This is a genomic window from Polaribacter porphyrae, assembly GCF_002954685.1.
GTDB classification, from domain to species: Bacteria; Bacteroidota; Bacteroidia; order Flavobacteriales; family Flavobacteriaceae; genus Polaribacter; species Polaribacter porphyrae.
In genome coordinates this window covers 1-25,903 of sequence record NZ_MSCN01000001.1, presented here as the reverse complement: position 1 = coordinate 25,903, position 25,903 = coordinate 1, and the positions used below count along the sequence as shown (strand labels likewise).

Sequence of the window (25,903 nt, the reverse complement as noted above, 5' to 3'; positions counted from 1 at the left end):
TAATCTATGAATGAAAAAATATACTATTCTCATTTATACAAAATCGCAAAAGATTTAAACAAAGAGTTTTCGCTACAATCTGCTTTACGAAATTCTTTAGAGAAAACTTGTGAATCTTTAGCTATAGAAACTGGTTGGATTTGGCTTACAGAACCTAATAATACATCTGTGTATTTAGCAGCTTCGTATAACTTACCTCCTGCTTTAAAAAATCATCCAGAGCGTTTGTCTGGTTGGTGTTATTGCATTCAACAATATTTATCTGATGATATTGAGGAAGCCATAAATATCAGTGAAATTGCTTGCACAAGACTCAAAGACATCGTTTCTGGAACAAATGATTTAAAATTTCACGCAACTATTCCTATTATCCTAAAAGGTGAAAAAGTGGGTTTATTAAATTTATTAACCAAAGCATCTAAAAAGCTTAAAGATGAAGAATTAACTATTCTGAATTCGATAAGCGATTTGATAGGAACTACCATACAGCGTACTCGTTTTAAAGGGAATTTTCCGAATACAAATCAAGCTACAGAGAAATCAAACTTACAGCTTACAAATACTTTTTTATCTAATAGAATTGAAGCCTTAAAAACTGTTTTGACCAGTAATTTAAGTGACAAACAGAAACTTATTGAAATTCAAGAAAAAATAGAAAACTTTCAAAAAGACTTCTCTATTTTAGTAAAAGAAACAGAAGATTTAAAAAGTAAAAAAGTAAGCTCATCTGGGTTTCAATTTCCAGAAACACCAATTTCTAAAAGAGAATTAGAAGTTTTAAATTTAATAAAAGAAGGTTTTACGAATGATGAAATTGGCAAACGTTTATGTATTACAGAACGAACTGTGAAGTTTCATATTACAGCTATTTTATCAAAACTAAAAGCGAACAATAGAACAAAAGCTGTGGATATTGCTCTAAAAAGAGGTTTACTTTCTATATAATTTGCTACCTGTACCAAAGTACAGTATCAATTCTGTTCTAAAGTCTATTTTACAACCAAAAGTATTGTTGGTACTTTGTATCAAACAAAATAGGTAATTATGACAGATACAAACAAGCTTCTAAAAATAGGATTGATAGCAATGAGTAAAAGTATGGAAAATGGCTTTTGGTTGCATGGACATGTAGGTGCAGAAATCTTAACGAATACTTTCTTTATTCAAGATTTAGAGATAGATGAAAAGACGAAAAACGCCATTTTAAACAGAATTACACACATCATCAACTCTAAAAGAGCATATATTAGTGATGAATTACTTGCTCAAAAAAGTAAAAACGCAGACATTTCAGCAATAGAATTTGAACTTGAAAATAACATTAACAAATTATCAACAGCAGGTCATGGTGTAATTTTTGGAACATTAATTTTAAAAGCATTACAAAAACTTAACAATTGTTTGCCAAAAGAAGTTGCAGATGGTTTGACAAAATTATTACAAAACACGCAACAAGATTATGCTGAACGATATTATGGTTTTTACGACTATCAAAACAGAGAAATTGACATTTCTAATTTACCCAATTTTGAAACGTTAGACGAAGTCGCAAAATATTGTATGAATCATCAAGAATATTACGAAAGTCAAGAAATTGATGGAAAATTCTATCATTTTCACGGAAAACAAATTCATTTAATTACCCACTCAAATGCGTTAGTGATTCTTAATGAAATAGGTTATTCTAATTTGGCTTACAAAGGTTTACCTGAACTTTCTAAACAAATTATTTTGGGTTCAATTACGCCACCAAATGCAAAACCTTATCAAACCAAAAACATTTTTAATCCTCTTAATGCTTCTTTTTGGGAGAGAAATGTAACAGATGAGCATCATAATAAATTGGCTTATGCTGTTATTTATCTTTTAAAGAGATATCCAGATTTAGATCAAGAAACCATTTTGCAACAAGTTTCTGGTCATTGGGAATTGATGCGTTAATATCTTATTTCTTACGAGTATCAATAATCAATTTTTAACTATCTTTAGTACATAATTAAAACTAAAATTAGTGACCTTTCAAGAAGTAAACCTAAAAAGAAGAAGCATTCGAGATTTTTTAGACAAACCAGTTTCTGATGATATTATCAACGAAATTTTAAAAGAAGCTTTAGAAGCTCCATCAAGTTCTAATACTCAACCTTTTAAGGTAGTTGTTGCTACTGGTAATATTTTAAAAAGCATAGGTAATGAGCTTACTCAAAAATACAAGGCTTCTCTTACTTTAAGAAAACAGAATATTATAGGTAAAATTTTAACAGCTCGTAAATATGGGTTAAAACCCAATAAAGTTTACGAAACAATACAAGGTAAATATCCAGGTATTTATCAAGATAGAAGAATAAAAACAGCAGTTGGGTTGTATAAAGTGTTAGGATTAAAAAGAGAAGACAAGAAAAAAAGAGATGAAGAAATGACCAAAAACTTCTATTTCTTTGGTGCACCTGCTGCCATTTGGATTTTTGCTAATCCAAAAATGAAATATACAGCTTTGGTAGATACTGGTATTTTTATGCAGAATATTATGTTATCTGCTACTAGTAAAGGTTTAGGAACTTGCCCACAAGGTGCATTAAATCTTTGGCGAGAACCAGTAGATAAACATTTTAATGTTCCTAAAGGATATGAATTGGTTTGCGGTTTATCATTAGGCTACCCAAGTGATGATAAGGTAAATTTTTACAGACCAGAAAAATTATCAGTAGAAGAATTGTTAGTTTCTAAAAAATAGAGTTTTATATTTACTTTAATGAATTTCCTAGCACACCTCTACTTGTCTCAAAACAACACCAATATTATGATTGGTAATTTTATCGCAGATCATATCAAGGGGAATCATTACAAAAGTTTTTCTAAAGAAATTCAACAAGGTATTTTTTTGCATAGAGAAATTGATACGTTTACAGATGCTCATAAAATTGTTAGACAAAGCAAACGTAGACTTCATGAACGCTACAGACATTATGATGGTGTTATCATCGATATTTTTTTCGATTATTTTTTAGCAAAAAACTGGAACGATTATTCTGCAATTCCTTTAAAAATTTATACAAAATCCGTTTATGATTTATTTGATAAAAGAGCATCAGAATTACCTATAAAATCACAACAGTTTATTAAATATATGATTGAATATGATATTCTTTTCAATTATCAATTTGAAGATGGTATAGCAAAAGTTTTAAATGGAATGAATCGCAGAACAAAAGGAAAATCTCAAATGCATTTGGCCATAGAAGATTTAAAAGAGTTGCAATCAGAATTTGAAGAAGATTTTACATTTTTTTTTAGCGATTTAATTACATTTACAAATCAATCATTAAAAAAACAATTTTAGATTCAGTACTTTTTGGTATTTAAAAGTTATTTACGAGGATAATTATAACGTTTTGGAAAAAAAAGGAAATAAATAGATTGATAGTAAACCAACCAACAAAGAAATTAAAAACATTTTTTATCTTGATATCTTTATTGGATAAAAATTCAAGTAAAGAATTAAAAAGAAAATAAGTTATGAGTATACAACCATTTCATTTAGCAATTCCGGTTCAAGATTTAGAAAAATGTAGAACGTTTTACAGAGACATTTTAAATTGTGAAGAAGGAAGAAGTGATACACATTGGGTAGATTTTAATTTCTTTGGGCATCAATTGGTCATTCATCAAAAAGAAAATTTTAACCCAGAAAGAATTTCAAATCCTGTAGATGGTCATGATGTGCCTGTTCCACATTTTGGAGTCGTCTTAAATTGGAGTGATTGGCAAGATTTATCAGAAAGATTAATAGCTGCTAATACAAATTTTGTAATAGAACCTTGTATTCGTTTTGAAGGAAAAGTTGGTGAGCAAGCTACCATGTTTTTTAACGATCCAGAAAATAATGCTCTAGAGTTTAAAGCTTTTAAAGATATGGGGCAGTTGTTTGCTAAATAAGTTCTCGATAAAAATTTGCTCATAATTCACAAATTCTCTCGAACTTTAACAGAACTGACAACCACATGTCATTGCGAGTTTACGAAGCAATCTCTTTATTTGTGGACAGATTGCTTCGTCCTTACGTCCTCGTAATGACATGGTTTTTTAATACCTCAAATCAATTTTCTATATCATCAAAAGTTAATTGTAACCTTCTAATCAATTCATAAATATCTATTTCGTTATAAGTGGCAAAACCAATTCTAATACAATTATGGCTCAAGTTTGCATTGTCATAACGTTGCCACTCACCTATTTCTAATTTGTATTTTCTTGCAGTTTTTGCAATAGTTTTCCAAGAATAGTTATCATTGAGTTTTAACCAAACAGCCATTCCTCCTTTTGGAATTTCGAAAGAAAAAAAATCTGAAAAATTTTCTTTCAACAACCTACAAAACAAATCTCTACGTGCTTTATAAACTTTCATCACCTTATTGATGTGCCTGTCCAAATCACCCGATTTTATAAAATTTTCAAAGGTCAATTCTAACAAAGCATCTCCTTGTCTATCAATAAATCTACGTTGATTTGCAGCTTCATTCACAAAAGTTTTAGGCGCAATTAAATAGCCAATTCTAAATACTGGAGCCACAGTTTTACAAACAGAACCAATATAAATCACATTTCCATGAGTATCATGACTTGCCAAAGGTAAAATAGGAGAATGGTTGTAATTAAAATCATAATCATAATCATCTTCTATGATTCCGAAATTGTACTTTTTTGCTAAATTTAACAAATGAAGTCTTCTTTCTGCAGATAAAGTTACTGTAGTTGGGTGATGATGATGTGAGGTTACATAAACCGTTTTTATCTTTTTTTGTTTGCAGATTTGTTCAATTTCATCAGTAACCAAACCATCTACATCCACAGAAACTCGTAATAAATTAGAGTTTCTTTGTAAAAAAGTAGTATCTGCAGAAGTGTAATTTGTTTGCCCAACTATAATACAATCATCATTTTGCAGCAATAATTTAGATGCCAAATAAATTCCCATTTGACTTCCTCTAGTTATTAGAATATTTTCTTTTTTAATGTTTAAACCACGGGTTTTGTTTAAATAATCTGCTAGCGTAATTCGTAATTTTTCATTTCCAAAAAGAGAACCATAAGACATTTCTTTATAAATGTTTTTTCTGCTACAAATTCTTCTATAGGTTCTTGCTAAATCTTCTGTTGGTGTTAATCTGGCATCAGAAATGCCATCATTTAAATATAGAAACCCTTCTTTTGGTTTAAAAAATGTACGTTTTAAATCCTCATTTTTATAAAACTCGAATCCAGTATTTTCTAAAGATAAGGCTGCTTTATTCAAATCAAAATTTTGCTGTTGTAATTCAGGCAAATTTGCATTTACAAATGTTCCTTTTTTGGGGACACTTTCTACCCAACCTTGCAATATCAGCTCTTCATAACAAGCCACAACTGTTTTTCTATGAACATTTAAAAGTTCAGATAATGCTCTACTTCCAGGTAGTTTGGTTTTAGGTACTAATTTTCGTTCTTTAATCAATTGAATAAATTGATTTGCCAATTGCAAATACAAAGCTTGCTTGCTTTTTCTATCAATAGTAAAACTGGTTTTATATGGAAACATAATCTGGACTATTATTTATTTTTATTCTGGATTACTTTAATAGTCCATAAATGTAATAATTTTACTCAAGTAAACAAGATATATGATACAACTTAAACTTTTTACAGCCGAAGATTTTTCTAGGTTGATAAATTGGGTTGATACTAAAAAGTTGATGTACATTTTTAGTGCTGAAAGATTTAGTTTTCCATTAAATCATGAACAACTGGCAACATATATAAATGCAGAGGATAGAATTGCTTATAAAGTTATTGTTAAAAATAGTAACGAAATTATTGGTCATGCAGATTTTAGTAAAATTAATAAACAAAGTAAAAGTGCTAGAATTTGTAGCGTTTTAATTGGAGATAGAAAAAGTAGCAATAAGGGTTTTGGAACACAAATCATCAATGAAATGATTCGTATTGGTTTTCAAGAAATGAAACTACACAGAATAGATTTGGGTGTTTTTGATTTTAATAAACAAGCCATAAAATGCTACAGAAAGTGTGGTTTCGAAATTGAAGGTTTGTTTAAAGATAATATAAAATTTGAAGATGAATATTGGTCTACTTATAACATGAGTATTATAAATAATTATGATAATGAAAAAACAAGAATTAAATCCCAAAGAATTTGATATTTATTACAAAAGATATATTGACAAATTGGACAATGAAACTGAACTAATTGAAGGTTTTATTGATGGAAAAGCAACATTAATTTCATTTTTAAAATCGATTCCAGAAAATAAGTTGCATTTCAGATATCTACCTGAAAAATGGTCTATAAAAGAAATTCTACAACACTTAATTGATACTGAAAGAATCTTTATGTACAGATGTTTTAGAATTGCAAGAAAAGACACAACAGCTTTGGCTGGTTATGATCAAGAAATTTACATACAACCATCTAATGCTGATAAAAAATCTTTAGATGATTTGATTAACGAATTTATCATCAATAGAAATAATTCTATAGCCTTATTACAAAGTTTGTCTACTGATGATTTATCTTTTATCGGAAATGCTAATGGAGGAAAAATGTCTGCAAGAGCTGCAGCTTTTATCATAATTGGTCATGATATTTGGCATACAGAAGTTATTAGAGAGAAGTATTTATAATGTAATAAATAAAGATAAAAATTTGTGAATTCATGGTAGAAAATAAAGTATCATTCTACCAAAATAAACGCTAACAGACGTAGTAAATTTGTAAAAATAAATCAACTCAAAAAATGGAAATAGCTGAAGACGTAAAAAAATATATAGATAAAAGTGTACTTTGTTGGTTGGCTACTGTTTCAAAAGAAAATATACCCAATGTATCTCCAAAAGAAATATTTAGTTTCTATAAACATGATACCATAATCGTTGCCAATATTGCTTCTCCTCAAACTGTAAAAAACATCAATCAAAATAAAAATGTTTGCATCAGCTTTATAGATATATTAGTTCAAAAAGGGTATCAATTGAAAGGAACTGCTAAAATTATCAAAAAATCTCACACTAATTTTTCTGAAATGGAAAAAATACTTACACAAATGACTGGAGGTAATTTCCCTTTTGCAAGTATTACAGCAATTACTGTGCTTCAAATAAAACCGATTATTGCTCCAAAATACATTCTTTTTCCAAATACTACTGAAAAAGAACAAATAGAAAGTGCTAAAAAAACATACAATCTATAAAATGGAAATAACAAAAGTAAACCTACAATCTAAATTAGAAAAGTTCAATGAATATTGGACTCCAAAAATAGTTGGCGAACTTAATAATCAGTTTGTAAAAGTTGCCAAATTTAAAGGAGATTTTGTAATGCATAAACATGATGATGAGGATGAATTATTTTATGTAATTGCTGGTACTTTATTTATAAAATTGGCTGACAAAACTTTAGAATTAAACGCAGGAGAATTTGCAATTATACCTAAAGGCGTATTACATCAGCCTTTTGCTCCAGAAGAAGTACATATACTTTTATTTGAACCTGCATCAACACTTAATACTGGAAATACTGTAAACAATTTAACTGTTTCTAAACTAGATAAAATATAATGTTAGAAATAAGACCCAGTTGCGAACACTGCAATAAAGACTTGCCAAACACCTCAACAGAAGCAATGATTTGTTCTTTTGAATGTACCTATTGTAAAACTTGTGCCTTGGAAATTTTCGAGAATGTATGCCCAAGTTGTGCTGGGAATTTTGTGGAACGTCCAATTCGTCCATCAAAAATGATTGAAAAATATCCACCATCAACAACAAGAATTTTTAAACCAAAAGATTTAGAAAAAGCTAAATTATTAATAGAAAAAAATCAAAATATTCATCCATCAAAAAGATAAATAAATGGTTGTAATAAGAAGAGCAAATTATAAGGATATTGAGACCATTATAACTTTAGGAAAAACAACTTTTATGGAGTCTCATAGTGCATTTATTCAAAATGATGATGCAGTACAGCAATTTTGCGAATCAGCTTTTGATCCTGATAAAATTAGAAAAGATTTATCTGATGAGAACCTATTGTTTTGGTTGCTTTTTTATAAAGAAGAAGCAGTAGGTTTTGCAAAAGTAATCTTAAAGAGTTCCAATAGTTTAATTAAAAAACAAATGGTTTGTAAGTTGGATAAAATCTATATTTTAAATGCGCATATAGGGAAAAAATTAGGAAAAAAATTACATACAGAAGTTATCACAACAATGACAAATTTGCAATACGATTGCATTTGGCTAGTCACTTATATATACAACTACAAAGCCATTTCTTTCTATGAAGCGAATCAATATAAAAAAATAGGTTATTATGATTTTATGGTAGCTGGCAAAGGATACAAAAATCACGTTTTAGTAAAAAACTTAAAAAAATGAAAACATACGAACAATCAAAAATCAACAGAGTAAAAAGAGGAACAAAAAGAGCTACTTATGATGTTTTAACCATAAATTCCATTTTAGATGCAGGTTTTATAGGCTATGTAGGTTACGTTTTTGAAGGCAAAGCCATCACAATTCCTATGGCTTATGGAAGAATGGATAACAAAATTATTTTACACGGTTCTAATGCCAATAGAATGTTGACATCTCTTTTAAAAGTAGGTGAAATGAGCATGACAGTTATGCATTTAGATGGGTTGGTTTTGGCACGATCTGGTTTTCATCATTCAGTAAATTACAGATCTGCCACTTTATTTGGCACTGTTAAAAAAATTGAAGAAAAAGAAGAAAAAGATGCTGCTCTTTTCTGTTTTATGGAACATATGATGAAAGGCAGATGGGATGGAATTCGTGAAATGAATCAAGCTGAATTTGATAGAACTTTAACTGTAGAAATGGCCATTGAAACTGCCTCTGCAAAAATTAGAGATGTAGGTGTAAATGATGAACCAGAAGACTATGATTTAAATGTTTGGGCTGGATTAGTACCCATAAAACAAATTGCTGAATATCCTATTGCTGATAAAGGAAAACCACAAGAAATGGAAATCCCCAAACATGTTTTAGATTATTATGAACAAAATAAATAAGGAATGATATAAAAATGATAAATTAGCTTTTTAATTTATCATTTTTTTTATGAAGAAATTTTTAAAAATCACTGGAGCCATTCTCGTTTTAATTATTGGGTTTCTAGTGGTGTATTATTTAATGAATAATGAAACCTTACCTGAAGGTAAAAAAGGAAAAGAAGCTGATGCTTTGGCTATTAAAATGTTTAATGCTATCAATCATGAAGCCTTTGAGAATGCAGAAGTTTTAGAGTGGAGTTTTAGAAATGCTCATTTTTACAAATGGAACAAACAAAAAAACACAGTTATTGTTTCTTGGGATGAAAATAAGGTGATTTTGAATACCAAAGACAAAACTAAATCTGAAGTTTTTGTCAATGATAAAAAAGTAGAAAATAAAGAAATATTACAAAAAGCTACAGACTACTTTAATAATGATTCTTTTTGGTTAGTAGCTCCCTATAAAATTTTTGATACTGGCACAGAAAGAAGTATTGTAAAACACGAAGGCAAAGATGCTTTACTAATTACCTACACTTCTGGAGGCTCAACTCCTGGAGATTCCTACTTATGGATTTTAGACGACAACTACTTCCCTACTGTTTTCAAAATGTGGACGAGTATTATTCCAATTGGTGGCGTTTCTGGTTCTTGGTCAAATTGGAAAACTACAGAAGCTGGTATAAAACTTCCTACAAAACATACCTTATCTTTATTTGGAATGGAGATTGATATGGGAGATGTAAAAGCCTACAATAAAGAAGCAAATGCTCTTGCTCATAAAATTTTAAAAGCCATAAAACACGAGAATTATAAAAATACTCGTTATTTAGAATGGAGTTTTGCAGGAAAAAGAAACTTTAAATGGGATAAGCAAGAACATATTGTTGATGTTTCTTGGGATAAATTCCGAGTACATTTATATCCAGCAGATAAAGAAAAAAGTACTGTTTTTTTTGAGGGTTTAAAGCAAGAGGATACTGATGAAAAAATAGTAAAACAAGCTTGGGACATTTTTAACAACGATTCTTTTTGGTTAGTTGCGCCTCATAAATTATTTGATGATGGAGTTGTAAGAACCATCGAAAATATTGAAAACGAAACTGCATTAAGAGTTACGTATACAACTGGAGGTACAACTCCTGGAGATAGCTATGTGTGGCTTTTAGATGAGAATTATGTTCCTAAAAGTTATAAAATGTATCTAAAAAATGGAAGAATGAATGGAACTCCTGCAACATGGGAAGATTGGATTTCCACAGAAAGTGGCACATTATTACCAACAAATCATACGTTTGAAAGTGGAGGAAAATTAAGTATGGGAGAAGTTAAAGGATATAATTAGACTATGAATGAAGATTTATTAAAAAGTTTGTTGGAGGCTTTACAGTTTTCGCCAAATAACATTCCTTTAAAACTACAAGTTGCAAAACTCTACATTCAAAATAATGAGGTTGCAATGGCAGAAAGTTTTTTAACAGAAATATTAGATTTAGATAGAAATCATATTGATGCTAAATTTGAGTTGGCAAAAATCTATTTTAAACAAGGCAAATATGCCCCAGCAGAAATTGTTTTAGAAGAAATTGCTGAAACTTCATCTGATGAAAAACATCTAGAATTATTATGTTATTGCTATTTACATCAAGATGATTTATCTAAAGCTAAAGACATCTATATCAATATTATAAATCAAAATAAAAGTTACAAAAACGAAGATTTTGATAAAAAATTAAAAGTTAATGCAACTCCAACTTTAGATGATGATTTTGTAGATGATGATGCTTTGCAATTCCTAAAAAAACCGACCATAAAATTCAAAGATATTGGAGGAATGGATAAAGTGAAAGACGAAATCGCTTTAAAAATCATAAAACCTTTACAACATCCAGAATTATACAAAGCTTATGGTAAAAAAATTGGTGGTGGAATTCTGTTATATGGCCCTCCAGGTTGTGGAAAAACACATATTGCAAGAGCAACTGCTGGTGAAATCAATGCAAATTTCATCAATGTAAGCATCAACGATATTTTAGATATGTGGATTGGTAATTCAGAGAAAAATCTTCACGAAATTTTTGAAATCGCAAGAAGAAATACACCTTGTGTTATCTTTTTTGATGAAATTGATGCGCTTGGAGCCAATAGAAGTGATGTAAATAAATCTTCAGGAAGAACAATAATCAACCAGTTTTTGAGTGAATTAGATGGTTTAAATAATGACAATGATGGCGTTTTAATTTTAGGAGCAACCAACACACCTTGGCATTTAGACCCTGCATTTAGAAGACCAGGAAGATTTGATAGAATTATTTTTGTTTCTCCTCCAGATCTAGAAGCCAGAAAAGCAATTTTCGCTATCAAACTAAATGGAAAACCTACAGAAATAGTAGATACTTCTGAAATTGCAAAAAAAAGTGATCAATTTTCTGGAGCTGATATTAATGCTGTAATTGATGTGGCAATTGAGCAAAAATTAACGGAATCTTTTAAAGATGGAATTCCAAAACCATTAAAATCAAGAGATATTGTTAAGGCTATCAAAAAAGTAAAACCAAGTACCAAAGAATGGTTTAGTTCTGCAAAAAATTATGCATTATATGCCAATGATTCTGGTTTATATGATGAAGTTTTGACCTACCTAAAAATCAAAAAATAATGGAAAACCAACATTATTTAAGAGGCGTGCAACTTTTTCAGTTGGGCAGGTATCAAGATGCTATCAGTTATTTTAAAAAGGCTTTACAGGAAATTCCTGAAGATTTCAATTCTATTTTTCATTTGGCACATTGTTATTTGAGTTTGGATGATTTAGAGAAATCAGAAGAAATGGCAACTGCATTGTTAAGAATAGATCCTGATGATGAAAATGCCTACTTTTTATTATCTCAAATTTATTTTAGTAAAAGTGAATTTAAAAAAGCTCTAGAATTCATCAACAAAGCCATCAGCATTTATCCTTATGAAGCTGATTTTTTTGGACAAAAATCTTATATCGAATTAAATGAGAAAAAATACGAATCTTCTCTAAAATTCGCAAATGAAGGCTTAGCTTTAGAACCAAACAACAAGCTATGTTTGAATGCAAGAGTGCAAGCTTTAACCAAATTAGAACGCAAAGAAGAAGCCACATCAACCATAGAAAATCTATTAGAAAAAGATCCAGAAAATGCGTATTCTCATGCAAATGTGGGTTGGTCTAATTTGGAGAATGGAAATACCAAAGGTGCTTTGCATCACTTTAAAGAAGCTTTAGCAATAGACCCAAATTTTGATTATGCTAGAGAAGGAATGAGCACTGCCTTAAAGTCGAAAAACTTTGTGTATAGTTGGTACTTGAAATATTCATTTTGGATGAGCAAAAAAAGCTCAAAACAACAATGGGTTTTTATAATTGGTATTTATTTGGCATATCGATTTTCAGTAAAACTGTTATCAAACACAGAATATACGTTTTTGGTAATTCCGATTATTATTGCGTATTTACTTTTTGCTTTGGGTGGTTGGTTAATGGAATCGCTATCAAATGCTATTTTAATTTTTGATAATTATGGCAAATATTTATTAGACAGAGATCAACAAAAAAGCGGACAAGCATTCTTAATTTTAGTTTCATCAGCTGTATTGGCTTTGATTACCTATGGGTTTTTAGGGAATCAATATTTTTTATTAATAGGTTTTGCGCTACTTTGTAGTTTAATTCCTCTTCCTAGAGGGTTTCTTATTGAGACAAGAAATAAAAAATTATTTCACTTTGGTGTTGGCATAGCTATGCTAGCTATTGCTTTTATTGGCCCATTATTCATTTCTGATTTGATGATGATTGGTATTGGAGTTTTAATACTTTTAATTGCTTTTACTTGGCTGGACAATATTATTAAGTAAATTTATAGAATATATAAAAAGTAGAAACTATATACACTTACTTATGAACTCAAAAACAATAGCAAACGGAATTTTAAGAGCTTTAGGAATTCTTGTAGCAATTTTTGCTGTTGGCTATTTTTTACATGCAATTCAATCCGTAATTATTTACATTATTATTGCAGGGATTTTATCTTTGATTGCTAGACCCATCATCATCTTTTTACGAAGAAAATTAAAGTTTCCAAATACGTTAGCTGTAGTAACAACAATGGCTTTAATGTTAGGCTTATTAACAGGGTTAATCTTAATGTTTATTCCTTTAATAGCAGAGCAAGGTAAAAGCTTATCATTATTAGATATAAATCAATTACAAAAAAATATTCAAGAAATATTTAATCAAATAACAGCATATTTTTCTTCGAAAGGAATAGATGTCTTAAATGAAATCAAAAACTTCGACTTTCTTTCTCAATTTCAAGAAATTCCAAATTTGTTAAATTCTGTTTTAGGTACTTTAGGCTCTTTGAGTGTAGGGTTATTTTCTGTTTTATTTATTTCTTTCTTTTTTATGAAAGATAGTCAATTACTAAAAAAAGGGGTTATGACTTTGATACCAAATGGTACTGAAAAAAGATTTTCAAAATCATTAGAAACTATCAACGATTTATTATCAAGATATTTTATTGGATTGATTTTTCAGATTACGATTTTATTTGTGTTATACACCATTATTCTATTGATTTTTGGTATTAATAATGCTGTTGTTATTGCTTTTTTATGTGCTTTATTAAACTTAATCCCTTATATTGGACCAATGATTGGAGCAGTAATTATGTTTATTTTATCAATGACCAGTAATATTGGGCAAGATTTTCAAACAGAAATTTTACCTACTACTATTTATGTAATGATTGGCTATTTTATTGCACAAATAGTAGATAATTTTGCGAGTCAGCCAATAATATTTTCAAAAACCACAAAATCTCATCCTTTAGAAATTTTCTTAATCATTATTATTGGTGGTCTGCTTTTTGGGGTTGTTGGCATGATAACAGCAGTGCCACTTTACACAGCTCTTAAAGTGATTTTAAAAGAGTTTTTAGCCGATAATAAAATTGTAAAATCTATTACTAAAGATATTTAACAATCTTTGAATACAGCAATTTTACATCAAAAAGTACAGCAATATATTTCTGATAATTTAACTTCAGAAATAACGAAACTCATCTTAAAAGGAAGTCCTTTTAATGATATTGCCATACAAGAATTGGCAAATCAAATTATTGCAAAACAAAAATCAAAGCAAAAGTTACCAACTTGGTTCACTACTAAAAACATCTATTATCCGCCTAAAATAAGTATTGAGCAAACTTCTTCTGAAATTTCAGCAGCATACAAATCAAAAATAATTTCTGGAGATGCAATTATTGATATTACTGGTGGTTTTGGCGTAGACTGTTTCTATTTTTCAAAAGAGTTTAATCACGTTACACATTGTGAAATTAATAGTGAATTATCTAAAATCGTTAAACATAATTATCAACAGTTAGGTGTAAAAAATATAACATGTATTGCTGGTAATGGTTTTGATTATTTAAAACAAACATCAGAGAATTTTGACTGTGTTTATATAGATCCATCAAGAAGAAGCGATGTAAAAGGCAAAGTTTTTTTACTAAAAGATTGTTTACCCTATGTGCCTCCGAAAATTGACTTTTTCTTTACAAAAGCGAATCAGATTTTAATCAAAGTGTCTCCTATTTTAGATATTAAAAGTACAATAAACGAGTTGAAGAATGTAAAAGAGATACATATAGTAGCTGTGAATAATGATGTTAAAGAAACATTGTTTCTATTAGAAAAAGGTTTTGTAGATGATATTCAAGTCAAAACTGTTAATATTCAGAAAGATAAAAAACAGGTTTTTCAATTTATATGGAATACAAATACAGTTTCCAAATATTCAAAACCTTTAAAATATTTATACGAACCTAATGCTGCTTTGTTAAAATCTGGAGGGTTTCATCAAATTTCTAAACAACTAAATATTTTTAAATTACATCAACATTCACATTTATATACCTCAAAAGAACTCATAGATTTTCCTGGAAGAACATTTATTGTTAATAACGTTATTGAGTATCATCCAAAAAAAATAAAAAAAGCATTACAAATTAAAAAAGCAAATATTACCACTAGAAATTTCCCTAAAACTGTTGCACAGATTAGAAAAGAGACAAAAATTAAAGATGGTGGAAATACTTATATTTTTTTCACAACTGCCTCAAACAACTATAAAATTGTTATTATTTCAGAAAAAAATTAAAGAAAGCTTAATATATTATTAACAATTGTAATTTTTTTTTCATTAAATGAAATATTTACTTATATTTGTATAACTTTATGTGTTTTATTTTTAGGGGTATAAGACGCTAAAGACATAAGTCTCGATTTTACATCGAGACTTTCTTTTTACAATAGTTTTTTATTAAGTTTGTAAACAGCAAGTTAGCTTTTATATATGCAAATACAAACCTACCAAAGTGTAAAATTATCTTCAAAATCTCAAAAAATTAAAGATGATGTTTTGGTTGTTGAAGCTCCTCTTCAAATAAATATTAATAACGAACCTTATACAGTTATTATGAGAACTCCTTGTGATGATATGGAATTAATAAGAGGTTTGCTATTTGCAGAAGATATTTATAAAAAAACTAAAACTTTTCAATATCAAATTATAGCAGAAGAAAATACCATCCCTTCAATTATAAATATTTCTATTGCCGAAAAAGATTTAGGTAAAGGATATTTGAACAAAAGAACATTATTATCTGTCTCTTCATGTGGAATTTGTGGTAAAAAAGAATTAAAAGATATAAGTGTTACAGGACATAAAATTAAAAACTCCACCTATTTTTCTTTGAGTGATGTACAGCTTATGCAACAAAAAATGATTAAAGTTCAGCATACCTTTCAACAAACAGGTGGTAGCCATGCAGCAGCAATTTTTAATCAAAACCATAAACTATTAAGCTGTAAAGAAGATATTGGCAGACACAATGCTGTAGATAAGGTTGTAGGCGATTTACTCTTAAATAATTCGCTAAAACCAAGTACTTTTTTATTTGTTAGTGGTAGAGTTTCTTATGAAATTGTTTCCAAAGCTTTTATTGCTAAAATTCCAATAATTATTGCAGTTTCTGCATGCTCTTCATTAGCCGTAGATTTTGCGAAAGAATTTGGTATTTGTTTAATTGGTTTTACAAGAAATAATAAGCTAACTTTATATGCTCAACCAAGTATGTTAAAAATGGTAGAAAATGCATAAAAAAACCAATGCTCAACCTCCAGAAAAATTAACAGGAATTGAACTCAAGAAAATTCCAAAATCTGCTGTAGGTGTTAAAGCTATAAAATCATCTATAAAGCATATTAAAAATGAGGTTGGTTTAATAAAAGGGATTGGTTTACTTAACAAACTAAATCAAAAAAATGGTTTTGATTGCCCAGGGTGTGCTTGGCCAGATCCTGATGAAAAAAGAGCTTTTTTAGCTGAATATTGCGAAAATGGTGCAAAAGCTGTTGCAGAAGAAGCGACTAAAAATAGAGTTACTCCTTTATTTTTCTCTACTTATGCAGTAAATAAATTAGCAGAATGGTCAGATTATGAATTAGGCAAAAGTGGTAGAATCACTAATCCTGTTTTTTTACCTGAAGGTGCAAATCACTACAAAGAAATTTCTTGGCAAGATGCTTTTCAAATTATCGCGAATGAGTTAAATGGTTTAAATTCTCCTGATGAAGCTATTTTTTATACTTCTGGTAGAACAAGTAACGAAGCTGCTTTTTTATATCAACTTTTTGTAAGAGAATTTGGCACAAACAACTTACCTGATTGCTCTAACATGTGCCATGAATCTAGTGGGGTTGCTTTATCAGAAACTTTAGGTATTGGTAAAGGTTCTGTAACTTTAGATGATTTTAAACATACAGATTTAGTCATTGTTATTGGTCAAAATCCAGGAACAAATCATCCAAGAATGCTAACTGCTCTAGGTGAAACTAAAAAAAATGGCGGAAAAATTATTACTATTAATCCTTTACCAGAAGTTGGGTTATTGAATTATAAGGATCCTCAAAACCCGTTAAAATGGGTGGGTTCTGGACAAGATTTAACAGATATTTTCTTACAAGTTAAAATTAATGGTGATGTTGCTTTGTTAAAAATCATTTTAAAATTGATGATTGAGCAAGAAGAAAAAGTGCCTTACTCTGTTTTTGATTATGATTTTATCAAAGAAAAAACAAAAGGGATAGAAGATTTAATTAGAGATTTAGAAACCTATTCAATTGATTTTCTGTTAACACAAACAGGAATACCATTCAAAAAAATTAAAGAAGCTGCAGATTTAATCATCAACCATAAAAAGGTTATTATCTGTTGGGCAATGGGTTTAACCCAACATAAAAATGCTGTTGATAATATTAGAGAAATTGTAAATATCTTACTATTAAAAGGTAGTATTGGTAAAAAAGGTGCTGGTACTTGCCCTGTTCGTGGGCATTCTAATGTTCAAGGAGATAGAACTATGGGTATTTGGGAAAAACCAAAGCACGATTTTTTAGATAAATTAGAAAATGAATTCAATTTTAAAGCTCCTAGAAAACATGGTTTAGATGTGGTAAATTCTATAAAAGCTATGTACGAGAAAAAAGCCAAAGTTTTTTTTGGTATGGGAGGTAATTTTATTTCTGCAACACCAGATACAGAATATACTGCAACTGCTCTACGCAATTGTGATTTAACAGTTCATGTATCAACAAAACTAAATAGAAGTCATTTAATTCATGGTAAAAAGGCATTGATTTTACCTTGTTTGGGGCGTTCTGAAAAAGACTTTCAAAAATCTGGAGAACAGTTTGTCTCTGTAGAAAACTCTATGGGTGTTGTACATTCATCAAAAGGTCATTTACAACCTTGTTCTGATGATTTATTGAGTGAACCTGCTATTGTAGCTGGTTTAGCTGCTACAACATTAAGAAGAACTAAAATAAAATGGAAAACTTTGATTTCTAACTACGATTTAATTCGTGATAAAATAGAAGCTACAATTCCTGGTTTTGAAAACTATAATGAACGAGTTAGAGAAAAAGGAGGCTTTTATTTACCCAATAATGCTAGAGACAATAATTTTGAACCAACAGCTACAGGTAAAGCAAACTTTAGTATAAATTCACCTTCAGATATTAAACTAGGAGAAAATCATTTTTTAATGATGACTATTAGAACTCACGATCAATACAATACCACAATTTATGGTTTAAATGATAGATATAGAGGAGTTTTAAATGAAAGAAGAGTAATTTTTATGAATCCTGATGACATGAAGAAATTAGGTTTTGAAAAACTAGATGTAGTTGATTTGACAAGTCATTTTGGAGTTGAAAAAAGAGTAGCAGAAAAATTTTTAGTGATTCCCTATGATATCCCAAAACAATGTACAGCTACTTATTTTCCTGAAGCAAATGTATTAGTCCCCATAAAAAGTGTTGCTAAATTTAGTAATACACCTACATCAAAAACAGTAATTATTACCATTAGCAAAAGACAACAATAAATGAAGAAGTTTTTATTTTCTATAATTTTACTTTTTAGCATTCAAATTCTTAACGCACAAACAGAAGTTACTCCTGAAAAGAAAACTCAAAAAGCTTATGGTAAAATTGATTTTCTTTCTATTGATATGCCAATTACTGATATACCAAATGAAAAAAATATGGGTTTTACTGGTATCCATTACAATCTATTTTTAAATGATTGGTCTTATGCTGGTTTGGGTATTTATGGAGCTGTGTCTGGTAATAGAGGTGGTTTTTTTACTTTAGGAGTAAATGCTGGTATTAAAAAATATTTTGGTAATAATTTTTATTTAGATACTGGTTTTCATTTTGGTGGTGGTGGTGGTAAAGGAGCACCTGATGGTGGAGGAGCATTTATCTTACCACATTTTAATTTAGGTTATGATTTTAAAAACTTTTCATTAAACTCTGGTTGGTGTTATGTCGATTTTTTTGATGAAGGAAACATTAAAGGTCATCAATTTAATGTAAGTCTAGAAATTCCTTTAGATTTTACATATTCAGATTATAGTAGTGCTGAACAAGAGTATGATTTTGGAGATTTAGAAAAATCAGATTGGAAAGTGTTATCAAAAAGAACTTCTTTAATGTTGCATCAAAATAATTTAAAAATAAAGGGTGATACTAAAGATACTGGAGGCAACAAATATAATGGAGAAACTATAAGACTTGCAGGTTTTGAACTTGCCTCTTACTTTTCTAAAAACTGGTTTGCTTTTGTAAAAGTAGATGGTGCTTTTGATGGCATAAAAGCTGGTTATATGGATGTTTTTTTAGGTGGTGGTTATTTGCATAGCTTCAATAAAAATAGAACAAATATCCTTGCAAAATTTGGACTTGGTGCAGGTGGAGGAGGTGGAATTGATACAGCAGGTGGTTTCCTAATTTACCCTGATATCTCTCTTGAACAAAAACTATTTGATGACATTTATTTTGCATTAAATACTGGTTTTGTGATGTCTCCAAATTCTGATGTCTTTACACAATCTTATGGTTTTGGCTTAAAATATTATGTAGAAAGAAATGGTATTCAATCCAAAGAAAATAAATTCTCTTCTGGTAAATTAAAAGGACTAGAAGTTATTACCAAACATGATGTCTATTTTAACGCTGACAGAGATTTTTTTCCTACTGAAAATTTACATCAAATATCATTACAAATTAATCTAGATTTAAATAAAAACGTTTATGTAGCTGGGCAAACCTCATTTGCTAATTTTGGAAACGCTGGTGCATACGCAGAAGGTATTGTTGGTTTAGGTGCAAGAACAGATTCATTTTTTAATGATAAAACAACATTATTTATACAAGCTTTAGCTGGTGCTGCTGGTGGTGGAGATATTAGTACAGGAGAAGGTTTAATTTTAAAACCAAGTGCTGGTTTTAGCTATAAGTTAAGTAACACATTAAGCTTTAGAGCTGCTGGGGGTTATGTAAAAGCGAAAGGTGGTAGTTTAAGTAGTACATTTGTGAATTTTGGTATAAAATATCACATCTCGTTTTTAAAAATGAATAAATAAAGGTATTTTTATATCAATAAATCCCTTAAACTTAAGAAATGAAATCCATACTATTTTTCTGTACTTTTATTCTACTAAATATTTATTCTATTAAAGCACAAGAAATTCATATCATTCCAAAACCTAATAAGATTATTAAAAAAGAAGGTAGCTTTACAATTGATAAAGAAACACAAATTGTAATTTCTGATGATAATAGAAAAACTGCATCTTCACTTATCAATTTTTTGAGTCAAGATTTTAATATGACTATTAAGGAAACTGCTTATCAAAATTTAAAAACAAATTTTATTCATTTTAAAACTGATGAAAATTTGAGTAATGAAGAGTATGATTTATCCATTTCTAATGACAATATTATCGTTTGTGCAAAAAGTGAAACTGGCTGGTTTTATGCATTGCAAACTTTTAAACAATTGTGTTCTTATAATGCTTCGTATTCAAAATATGAAAAAACGCTAACCTTAAAATCTCTTGATATAAAAGATAATCCTAGATTTAAATGGAGAGCTTTTATGTTAGATGAAGCTAGATATTTTAAAGGAATGGAACAAGTAAAATTGCTATTAGACGAAATGGCTTTTTTAAAAATGAATATATTTCATTGGCATTTGGTAGATGATCAAGGTTGGCGAATTGAAATAAAAAAATATCCAAGACTTACCGAAATTGGCTCTAAAAGAAAAAGTACACAAGTTGGCCCTTTGCAATGGGATAGCCCAATACAATCTGGTGAACCACATGAAGGTTTTTATACCCAAGAACAGATTAAAGAAATTATAGCTTATGCCAAAGAAAGGCATATTACAATTGTTCCAGAAATAGAGATGCCTGGGCATTCTACAGCTGCAATTGCAGCTTATAATTGGCTTGGTACTTCAAAAAAACAAATTGAAGTACCTATAAAATTTGGGGTTGGTAAAGATGTATATGATGTAACTGACCCAAGAGTGTATCGTTTTTTAACGGATGTTTTAGATGAAGTTATGGCTTTATTTCCATCTCAAGTAATACATATTGGTGGTGATGAAGTAAAATACAATCATTGGAAATCGTCAGCAAGTGTTCAACAATATATGAGAGAAAATAACTTGGCAACTCCAGCAGATCTGCAAGTTTATTTTACCAATAGCATCTCAAAATATTTACAAAGCAAAGGTCGTAGAATGATGGGTTGGAATGAAATTTTGGGAAGTAAATTACATTTTTATCAAGATGAAAAAGATACCAAAACCACACAAAAACTAGCAAAAGAAAGTATAATTCATTTTTGGAAAGGAGATGTAGAACTAGCTACAACTGCTGCAAGTAATGGTTATGAAATTGTAAATTCGCTACACAACTTTACCTATTTAGATTATTCTTATAAAAATTTATCAATTTCTAAAGGATATTCTTTTGATCCCATTCCAAAAGGATTAGATAAAAAATATCACAATAAAGTAATTGGTATAGGCTGCCAAATGTGGGGTGAGTGGATTCCAACAGTTGGAGAAATGCACTATAAAGTTTTTCCTAGAATTGCAGCTTATGCAGAAATTGGCTGGACAGAAAAACAGCATAAAGATTTTAAAAGATTTGAAAAATCTTTTAAACTTCTTCAAAGTAGATGGAAAAAGAAAGAAATTTATTATGCTCCTCATTAATTTTTAGGAATATAAAATAACTAACTTTTGGAAGAAATTGTTTCAATAGCACCAGGAAGAACTTGTCTGTTTGGAGATCATCAAGATTATTTGGGGTTACCAATAATAGCTTGTGCTATTGATAAGTATATTACTTTAAAAGCAATAAAAAATAACACAAATTACTTTTCTATTGATTTGCCCGATATTAATCAAAAAAGAAAAATTCCTGTTGATTTTAGTCATTTAAAACTTGAAAAGAGAGATTTTTTCTTATCAACATTACGTGTTTTAAAACGATACAATTGTATTCCGAATGCTGGATTTGACATACATATTACAGGCACAATTCCTATAAACTCTGGTACCTCTAGTTCATCTGCATTAGTAGTAGCTTGGGTTCAATTTTTGCTCGAAACTTTTGGTTCAAAAGAATTATTAAATCCAAAATCAATTTCGCAATTAGCTTTTGAAAGTGAAGTTATTGAGTTTAATGCTTCTGGTGGAAAAATGGATCAATATAGTATTGGTTTAGGTAATATTATTTATTTAGAAACTGGAGAAAATTTTTCTTACGAGATTTTAAAAACTCCTATAACTGGAATTATTATGGCAGATTCTGGAGTACCAAAAGATACTGAAGGTTTATTGACAAAGTTAAAAACCAATTCTTGGAGAGCTATTGAACAAGTAAGAGAACAACATCAAAACTTTGATGTAAAAAATGTTGATGAGAAAAGTATTGATAATTATATAGATTTAGTTTCTAAAGAATTAAAACCTTATTTAGAAGCTACTATTGGTAATTATCTAGTTACCAAAAAAGCATTATCAGCCTTTAAGGAAGATAATTTTGATATTTATAAAATTGGAAATCTATTGAATGAACATCATCATTATCTAAAAAATAAATTAAAGATTACAGTTCCCAAAATTGATAAAATGATTAAGAGTGCTTTGCAGAATAATGCTCTTGGAGCAAAAATTGTAGGTTCTGGAGGTGGTGGAAGTATTATGGCTTTAGCTACAGAAAATGATGAAGAAAAAATAATAAGTGCTCTTAAAAAAGCTGGCGCTATTAATGTTTATAAAGCAAATGTAACAGGAGGAGCTAAAGTATATATTCAAAAAAACAACTAAAAATGCATGATAATTTAATCATTTTAGCAGGTGGTATGTCATCTAGAATGAAAAAACCATCGAGCTCCAATAAAGTGAGTAAAGAAGATGAAAATCAAGCTAACAATAGAAGTAAAAGTTTGATTAGGGTTGGTAATGAAGGCAGACCGTTATTAGATTATCTTTTATACAACGCTAAAAAAGCTGGTTACAAAAACATATACATAGTTATCAATGAAAAAGGAAAACTCTTCAAAGAACTTTATGGGCATCAAAAAGAAAATAACAAATTTAATGGATTATTAATTTCATTTGCTATTCAATATATTCCTAAAGATAGAGTAAAACCTTTTGGCACTGCTGATGCAGTTTTGCAAACTTTAGAACAGTTTCCTCACTTAAAAAAAGTAAAATTTACAGTTTGTAATAGTGATAATTTATATTCAGAAACTTCACTATCAACTTTAAGAAAAACATCTCACAAAAATGCATTTATTTCTTACGATAGAGAAGCTTTAGAATTTCCTCTTGAAAAGATTTATTCTTTTGCTATTGTTAATTTAAATCATAATAACACACTAAAAGCTATAATTGAAAAACCAACTTTAGATGAAGCAAAAAATTACACAGATAAAAATGGTAAAACACGGGTAAGTATGAATCTTTTTAAGATGGATGGAAAAACTGTCTATCCTTATTTAAAAAATTGTCCTGTTCATCCTGTAAGAAATGAAAAGGAAATACCCACTGTTGTTTTAGATGTTTCCAAAAACACAGATAATGCTTTTTTTGGAATTCCTCTTTCTGAACATGTTCCGGATTTAACTGCCAAAGATGATATTGTAATAATTAAAGCATATTTAAAAAAACACTATAAAGATAAATTAATCTGGTAATTTTTAAATATTTATATTGCCATTGATATTAATAACATCAACCAAAATTAAATGATTGATTTAAGTACTTTAGATTATACATTAATAATAACTTTTTTTTTAATTACCTTATTTATTGGTATTTACGTATCAAAAAAATCTGGTAAAAACTCAACAGAATATTTTTTATCGGGTAGAAATATGCCTTGGTGGCTATTAGGTGTTTCTATGGTAGCCACAACATTTTCTACAGATACACCAAATTTTGTTACAGATATTGTTAGAAAAGACGGGGTCTCTTCCAATTGGATGTGGTGGGCTTTTTTGATAACTGGTTTACTTACCGTTTTTGTTTATGCAAAATTATGGCGTAAATCTGAAGTTAAAACAGATATTGAGTTTTATGAATTACGTTATGGAGGTAAACCTGCCAAGTTTTTAAGAGCTTTTAGAGCTTTGTATTTAGGCTTTTTATTTAATGTATTTGCAATGGCAGGTGTTACTCTAGCCGCCATTAAAATTGGTAGTATCATGTTAGGTTTACAACCTTGGGAAACTATTGTATATGCAGGTACTGTAACTGTTATTTTCAGTGCTCTAGGTGGTTTTAAAGGTGTTGTTTATACCGATTTTATTCTATTTTTTACTGCAATGATTGGTGCAATTGGAGCTGCTTATTATTTAGTAAACTTACCAGAAGTTGGGGGGATTGAAGCTTTAATTACTCATAAAAATGTTGCTGATAAGCTTTCCATTTTACCAGATTTTAATAATACTGAAGCAGTCATAACTTTGTTAATTATACCTTTAGCTGTTCAATGGTGGAGTTCTTGGTATCCAGGAGCTGAACCTGGAGGAGGTGGATATATTGCACAAAGAATGTTAGCTGCTAAAGATGAAAATCATGCAGTTGGTGCTACTTTTTTCTTTAATATTATGCATTACGCAATACGTCCTTGGCCATGGATTTTAGTAGCATTAGCATCTCTAATTGTTTTTCCTGACATTGCAAGTATTCAAGAAGCCTTCCCTAATATTGCTACTAATAAATTAGGTGATGATTTAGCGTATTCTGCTATGCTTACTAAATTACCAAGTGGATTATTAGGTTTAGTTTTGGCTTCTCTAATTGCTGCTTATATGTCAACTATTTCTACTCATTTAAACTGGGGTTCTTCTTATATTGTTAATGATTTTTACCAACAACATATTAATAAACATGCATCAGAAAAAGAACTGGTTAGAGTTGGAAAAATATCTACTTTAGTTTTAATGATATTTAGTGCTTTATTTGCACTATACCTGCAAAATGCGAAGCAATTATTTGATATTGTAATTATGTTTGGTGCTGGTACAGGTCTAATATTTATATTAAGATGGTTTTGGTGGCGTATTAATTCTTGGAGTGAAATTTCTGCAATGTTTATCTCTGGTATTATTTCATTAATTTTTTCTTCAAAATCTATAAGTGATATTTTTTTTAGTGATGAAGGATTAATGCCAACTTGGGCTAAATTCCCAATAGTTGTTTTAATAACAACATTATTTTGGTTGATTATTACATTTTTAACCAAACCAGAAGAACAAGAAGTTTTAGAAAAGTTTTATAATAAAACACAACCTGGAGGTCCAGGATGGAAAAAAATAATAGATAAATCTAGTAATATTCATCATTACAAAAAAAAATGGGATATTCCTTCAGGAATAATTGCAATGCTATTAGGTTGTGCATTTATATATAGTTGTCTTTTTGGAATTGGATATCTAATTTATGCAGAATATTCAAAAGCAATATGCTCTTTAATCAGCATTTTTATATCAGCACTTTTATTAGTTAAAATTTGGAAAAGAAATAAAGAAAACTATTTTTAAAATAAAAATATTTAATTTTTATTTTAAAATCGAGTAATATTTTATATATTGCACCTTTGTTTAACCCCTTAAACCCCTCAACAATGGACAAAAGCACTTTAAGACAGGTATTCTTACTTGTTATAACTTCAGTAGTTTTATATTTTTCAGGAAATCACATATTTTCAATTGGTAGCATAAAATCACTATCCCAAGGATTGATTGTAATTTTATTTTTCACATGTTTTTTTCCTTTCTTAAGCATGCTAATGCAGTTAAGTAGCAAATTTTTAACCTTTATTTTTAACCCAAAAAGATTAACTAACTTCCATAAAGAAGCTTAA

The 25,903-nt window shown here is 29.2% G+C and carries 25 protein-coding genes; 24 read left to right on the top strand and 1 reads right to left on the bottom strand.

Annotation, left to right across the window (positions count from 1 at the left end; genetic code table 11):
- Positions 1 to 6: 6 nt before the first annotated feature.
- The 5 genes from BTO18_RS18110 to BTO18_RS00105 all read left to right on the top strand — a co-directional run bounded on the left by BTO18_RS18110 (position 7) and on the right by BTO18_RS00105 (position 3,933).
- Positions 7 to 945: a LuxR C-terminal-related transcriptional regulator gene (locus BTO18_RS18110; protein WP_105014265.1), complete on the top strand. Its 939-nt coding sequence runs from the start codon at positions 7 to 9 to the stop codon at positions 943 to 945.
- A gap of 99 nt (positions 946 to 1,044) precedes the next feature.
- Positions 1,045 to 1,941, top strand: coding sequence for a hypothetical protein (locus BTO18_RS00120; protein ID WP_105014264.1), 897 nt, complete (start codon positions 1,045 to 1,047; stop codon positions 1,939 to 1,941).
- A gap of 70 nt (positions 1,942 to 2,011) precedes the next feature.
- Complete coding sequence (locus BTO18_RS00115; RefSeq protein WP_105014263.1) at positions 2,012 to 2,731, top strand: nitroreductase; 720 nt, start codon at positions 2,012 to 2,014, stop codon at positions 2,729 to 2,731.
- Between the two features lie 18 nt (positions 2,732 to 2,749).
- Positions 2,750 to 3,337, top strand: coding sequence for an acyl carrier protein phosphodiesterase (locus tag BTO18_RS00110; protein ID WP_226789069.1), 588 nt, complete (start codon positions 2,750 to 2,752; stop codon positions 3,335 to 3,337).
- A 176-nt stretch (positions 3,338 to 3,513) separates the two neighbouring features.
- Positions 3,514 to 3,933, top strand: a complete 420-nt coding sequence (locus BTO18_RS00105; RefSeq protein WP_105014261.1) for a VOC family protein — start codon at positions 3,514 to 3,516, stop codon at positions 3,931 to 3,933.
- Positions 3,934 to 4,093: 160 nt separating this feature from the next.
- On the opposite strand, the gene pdxR is transcribed toward BTO18_RS00105, so the two are convergent.
- Positions 4,094 to 5,572 carry a MocR-like pyridoxine biosynthesis transcription factor PdxR gene (gene pdxR / locus BTO18_RS00100; protein ID WP_105014260.1) on the bottom strand — a complete coding sequence of 493 codons (1,479 nt, stop codon included), beginning with the start codon at positions 5,570 to 5,572 and terminating at the stop codon, positions 4,094 to 4,096.
- 82 nt (positions 5,573 to 5,654) lie between these two features.
- Here pdxR and BTO18_RS00095 point away from each other — a divergent pair, with 82 nt between their 5' ends.
- The 19 genes from BTO18_RS00095 to BTO18_RS00005 all read left to right on the top strand — a co-directional run bounded on the left by BTO18_RS00095 (position 5,655) and on the right by BTO18_RS00005 (position 25,580).
- On the top strand, positions 5,655 to 6,191 hold the full coding sequence (locus BTO18_RS00095; protein WP_105014259.1) for a GNAT family N-acetyltransferase: 537 nt from the start codon (positions 5,655 to 5,657) through the stop codon (positions 6,189 to 6,191).
- The gene (locus tag BTO18_RS00090; protein ID WP_105014258.1) at positions 6,157 to 6,675 is read left to right on the top strand and encodes a DinB family protein; all 519 of its coding nucleotides are present in this window, start codon (positions 6,157 to 6,159) and stop codon (positions 6,673 to 6,675) included. The genes BTO18_RS00095 and BTO18_RS00090 overlap by 35 nt, the downstream gene beginning before the upstream one ends.
- Positions 6,676 to 6,788: 113 nt before the next feature.
- Positions 6,789 to 7,241, top strand: coding sequence for a pyridoxamine 5'-phosphate oxidase family protein (locus BTO18_RS00085; RefSeq protein ID WP_105014257.1), 453 nt, complete (start codon positions 6,789 to 6,791; stop codon positions 7,239 to 7,241).
- A 1-nt stretch (position 7,242) separates the two neighbouring features.
- On the top strand, positions 7,243 to 7,608 hold the full coding sequence (locus tag BTO18_RS00080; RefSeq protein ID WP_211295552.1) for a cupin domain-containing protein: 366 nt from the start codon (positions 7,243 to 7,245) through the stop codon (positions 7,606 to 7,608).
- Positions 7,608 to 7,898 (top strand): DUF1272 domain-containing protein, encoded by a 291-nt coding sequence (locus tag BTO18_RS00075; RefSeq protein WP_105014256.1) that lies wholly within the window; start codon positions 7,608 to 7,610, stop codon positions 7,896 to 7,898. The genes BTO18_RS00080 and BTO18_RS00075 overlap by 1 nt, the downstream gene beginning before the upstream one ends.
- Before the next feature lie 4 nt (positions 7,899 to 7,902).
- The gene (locus tag BTO18_RS00070; RefSeq protein WP_105014255.1) at positions 7,903 to 8,424 is read left to right on the top strand and encodes a GNAT family N-acetyltransferase; all 522 of its coding nucleotides are present in this window, start codon (positions 7,903 to 7,905) and stop codon (positions 8,422 to 8,424) included.
- Entirely contained in the window at positions 8,421 to 9,080 is a 660-nt protein-coding gene (locus BTO18_RS00065; RefSeq protein ID WP_105014254.1) for a pyridoxamine 5'-phosphate oxidase family protein, read from the top strand. Before BTO18_RS00070 ends, BTO18_RS00065 begins: the two co-directional genes overlap by 4 nt.
- 49 nt (positions 9,081 to 9,129) lie before the next feature.
- Positions 9,130 to 10,407, top strand: a complete 1,278-nt coding sequence (locus BTO18_RS00060; RefSeq protein WP_105014253.1) for a hypothetical protein — start codon at positions 9,130 to 9,132, stop codon at positions 10,405 to 10,407.
- 3 nt (positions 10,408 to 10,410) lie between these two features.
- Positions 10,411 to 11,721, top strand: coding sequence for an ATP-binding protein (locus BTO18_RS00055; RefSeq protein ID WP_105014252.1), 1,311 nt, complete (start codon positions 10,411 to 10,413; stop codon positions 11,719 to 11,721).
- Positions 11,721 to 12,947, top strand: coding sequence for a tetratricopeptide repeat protein (locus BTO18_RS00050; RefSeq protein ID WP_105014251.1), 1,227 nt, complete (start codon positions 11,721 to 11,723; stop codon positions 12,945 to 12,947). The genes BTO18_RS00055 and BTO18_RS00050 overlap by 1 nt, the downstream gene beginning before the upstream one ends.
- A 43-nt stretch (positions 12,948 to 12,990) precedes the next feature.
- Positions 12,991 to 14,073 carry an AI-2E family transporter gene (locus tag BTO18_RS00045; RefSeq protein WP_105017454.1) on the top strand — a complete coding sequence of 361 codons (1,083 nt, stop codon included), beginning with the start codon at positions 12,991 to 12,993 and terminating at the stop codon, positions 14,071 to 14,073.
- A 6-nt stretch (positions 14,074 to 14,079) separates the two neighbouring features.
- On the top strand, positions 14,080 to 15,255 hold the full coding sequence (locus tag BTO18_RS00040) for a class I SAM-dependent methyltransferase (RefSeq protein WP_105014250.1): 1,176 nt from the start codon (positions 14,080 to 14,082) through the stop codon (positions 15,253 to 15,255).
- A 195-nt stretch (positions 15,256 to 15,450) separates the two neighbouring features.
- Positions 15,451 to 16,257: a formate dehydrogenase accessory sulfurtransferase FdhD gene (gene fdhD / locus BTO18_RS00035; protein WP_105014249.1), complete on the top strand. Its 807-nt coding sequence runs from the start codon at positions 15,451 to 15,453 to the stop codon at positions 16,255 to 16,257.
- On the top strand, positions 16,250 to 18,547 hold the full coding sequence (locus tag BTO18_RS00030; RefSeq protein WP_105014248.1) for an FdhF/YdeP family oxidoreductase: 2,298 nt from the start codon (positions 16,250 to 16,252) through the stop codon (positions 18,545 to 18,547). The genes fdhD and BTO18_RS00030 overlap by 8 nt, the downstream gene beginning before the upstream one ends.
- Positions 18,548 to 20,089, top strand: coding sequence for a hypothetical protein (locus BTO18_RS00025; protein WP_105014247.1), 1,542 nt, complete (start codon positions 18,548 to 18,550; stop codon positions 20,087 to 20,089).
- 38 nt (positions 20,090 to 20,127) lie between these two features.
- The gene (locus BTO18_RS00020; RefSeq protein WP_105014246.1) at positions 20,128 to 21,735 is read left to right on the top strand and encodes a beta-N-acetylhexosaminidase; all 1,608 of its coding nucleotides are present in this window, start codon (positions 20,128 to 20,130) and stop codon (positions 21,733 to 21,735) included.
- Positions 21,736 to 21,762: 27 nt separating this feature from the next.
- Entirely contained in the window at positions 21,763 to 22,854 is a 1,092-nt protein-coding gene (locus BTO18_RS00015; RefSeq protein WP_105014245.1) for a mevalonate kinase family protein, read from the top strand.
- Between the two features lie 2 nt (positions 22,855 to 22,856).
- Positions 22,857 to 23,729 carry a sugar phosphate nucleotidyltransferase gene (locus BTO18_RS00010; protein WP_105014244.1) on the top strand — a complete coding sequence of 291 codons (873 nt, stop codon included), beginning with the start codon at positions 22,857 to 22,859 and terminating at the stop codon, positions 23,727 to 23,729.
- 51 nt (positions 23,730 to 23,780) lie between these two features.
- Positions 23,781 to 25,580, top strand: coding sequence for a sodium:solute symporter family protein (locus BTO18_RS00005; protein WP_105014243.1), 1,800 nt, complete (start codon positions 23,781 to 23,783; stop codon positions 25,578 to 25,580).
- The last annotated feature ends 323 nt before the right edge of the window (positions 25,581 to 25,903 follow it).

Excerpts from the sequence above, each read along its gene's own strand:
- BTO18_RS18110 (WP_105014265.1), top strand. The coding sequence starts at position 7 with ATGAATGAAAAAATATACTATTCTCATTTATACAAAATCGCAAAAGAT.
- BTO18_RS00120 (WP_105014264.1), top strand. The coding sequence starts at position 1,045 with ATGACAGATACAAACAAGCTTCTAAAAATAGGATTGATAGCAATGAGT.
- BTO18_RS00110 (WP_226789069.1), top strand. The coding sequence starts at position 2,750 with ATGAATTTCCTAGCACACCTCTACTTGTCTCAAAACAACACCAATATT.
- BTO18_RS00105 (WP_105014261.1), top strand. The coding sequence starts at position 3,514 with ATGAGTATACAACCATTTCATTTAGCAATTCCGGTTCAAGATTTAGAA.
- pdxR (WP_105014260.1), bottom strand. The coding sequence starts at position 5,572 with ATGTTTCCATATAAAACCAGTTTTACTATTGATAGAAAAAGCAAGCAA.
- BTO18_RS00095 (WP_105014259.1), top strand. The coding sequence starts at position 5,655 with ATGATACAACTTAAACTTTTTACAGCCGAAGATTTTTCTAGGTTGATA.
- BTO18_RS00090 (WP_105014258.1), top strand. The coding sequence starts at position 6,157 with ATGAAAAAACAAGAATTAAATCCCAAAGAATTTGATATTTATTACAAA.
- BTO18_RS00085 (WP_105014257.1), top strand. The coding sequence starts at position 6,789 with ATGGAAATAGCTGAAGACGTAAAAAAATATATAGATAAAAGTGTACTT.
- BTO18_RS00080 (WP_211295552.1), top strand. The coding sequence starts at position 7,243 with ATGGAAATAACAAAAGTAAACCTACAATCTAAATTAGAAAAGTTCAAT.
- BTO18_RS00075 (WP_105014256.1), top strand. The coding sequence starts at position 7,608 with ATGTTAGAAATAAGACCCAGTTGCGAACACTGCAATAAAGACTTGCCA.
- BTO18_RS00070 (WP_105014255.1), top strand. The coding sequence starts at position 7,903 with ATGGTTGTAATAAGAAGAGCAAATTATAAGGATATTGAGACCATTATA.
- BTO18_RS00065 (WP_105014254.1), top strand. The coding sequence starts at position 8,421 with ATGAAAACATACGAACAATCAAAAATCAACAGAGTAAAAAGAGGAACA.
- BTO18_RS00060 (WP_105014253.1), top strand. The coding sequence starts at position 9,130 with ATGAAGAAATTTTTAAAAATCACTGGAGCCATTCTCGTTTTAATTATT.
- BTO18_RS00055 (WP_105014252.1), top strand. The coding sequence starts at position 10,411 with ATGAATGAAGATTTATTAAAAAGTTTGTTGGAGGCTTTACAGTTTTCG.
- BTO18_RS00050 (WP_105014251.1), top strand. The coding sequence starts at position 11,721 with ATGGAAAACCAACATTATTTAAGAGGCGTGCAACTTTTTCAGTTGGGC.
- BTO18_RS00045 (WP_105017454.1), top strand. The coding sequence starts at position 12,991 with ATGAACTCAAAAACAATAGCAAACGGAATTTTAAGAGCTTTAGGAATT.
- fdhD (WP_105014249.1), top strand. The coding sequence starts at position 15,451 with ATGCAAATACAAACCTACCAAAGTGTAAAATTATCTTCAAAATCTCAA.
- BTO18_RS00030 (WP_105014248.1), top strand. The coding sequence starts at position 16,250 with ATGCATAAAAAAACCAATGCTCAACCTCCAGAAAAATTAACAGGAATT.
- BTO18_RS00025 (WP_105014247.1), top strand. The coding sequence starts at position 18,548 with ATGAAGAAGTTTTTATTTTCTATAATTTTACTTTTTAGCATTCAAATT.
- BTO18_RS00020 (WP_105014246.1), top strand. The coding sequence starts at position 20,128 with ATGAAATCCATACTATTTTTCTGTACTTTTATTCTACTAAATATTTAT.
- BTO18_RS00010 (WP_105014244.1), top strand. The coding sequence starts at position 22,857 with ATGCATGATAATTTAATCATTTTAGCAGGTGGTATGTCATCTAGAATG.
- BTO18_RS00005 (WP_105014243.1), top strand. The coding sequence starts at position 23,781 with ATGATTGATTTAAGTACTTTAGATTATACATTAATAATAACTTTTTTT.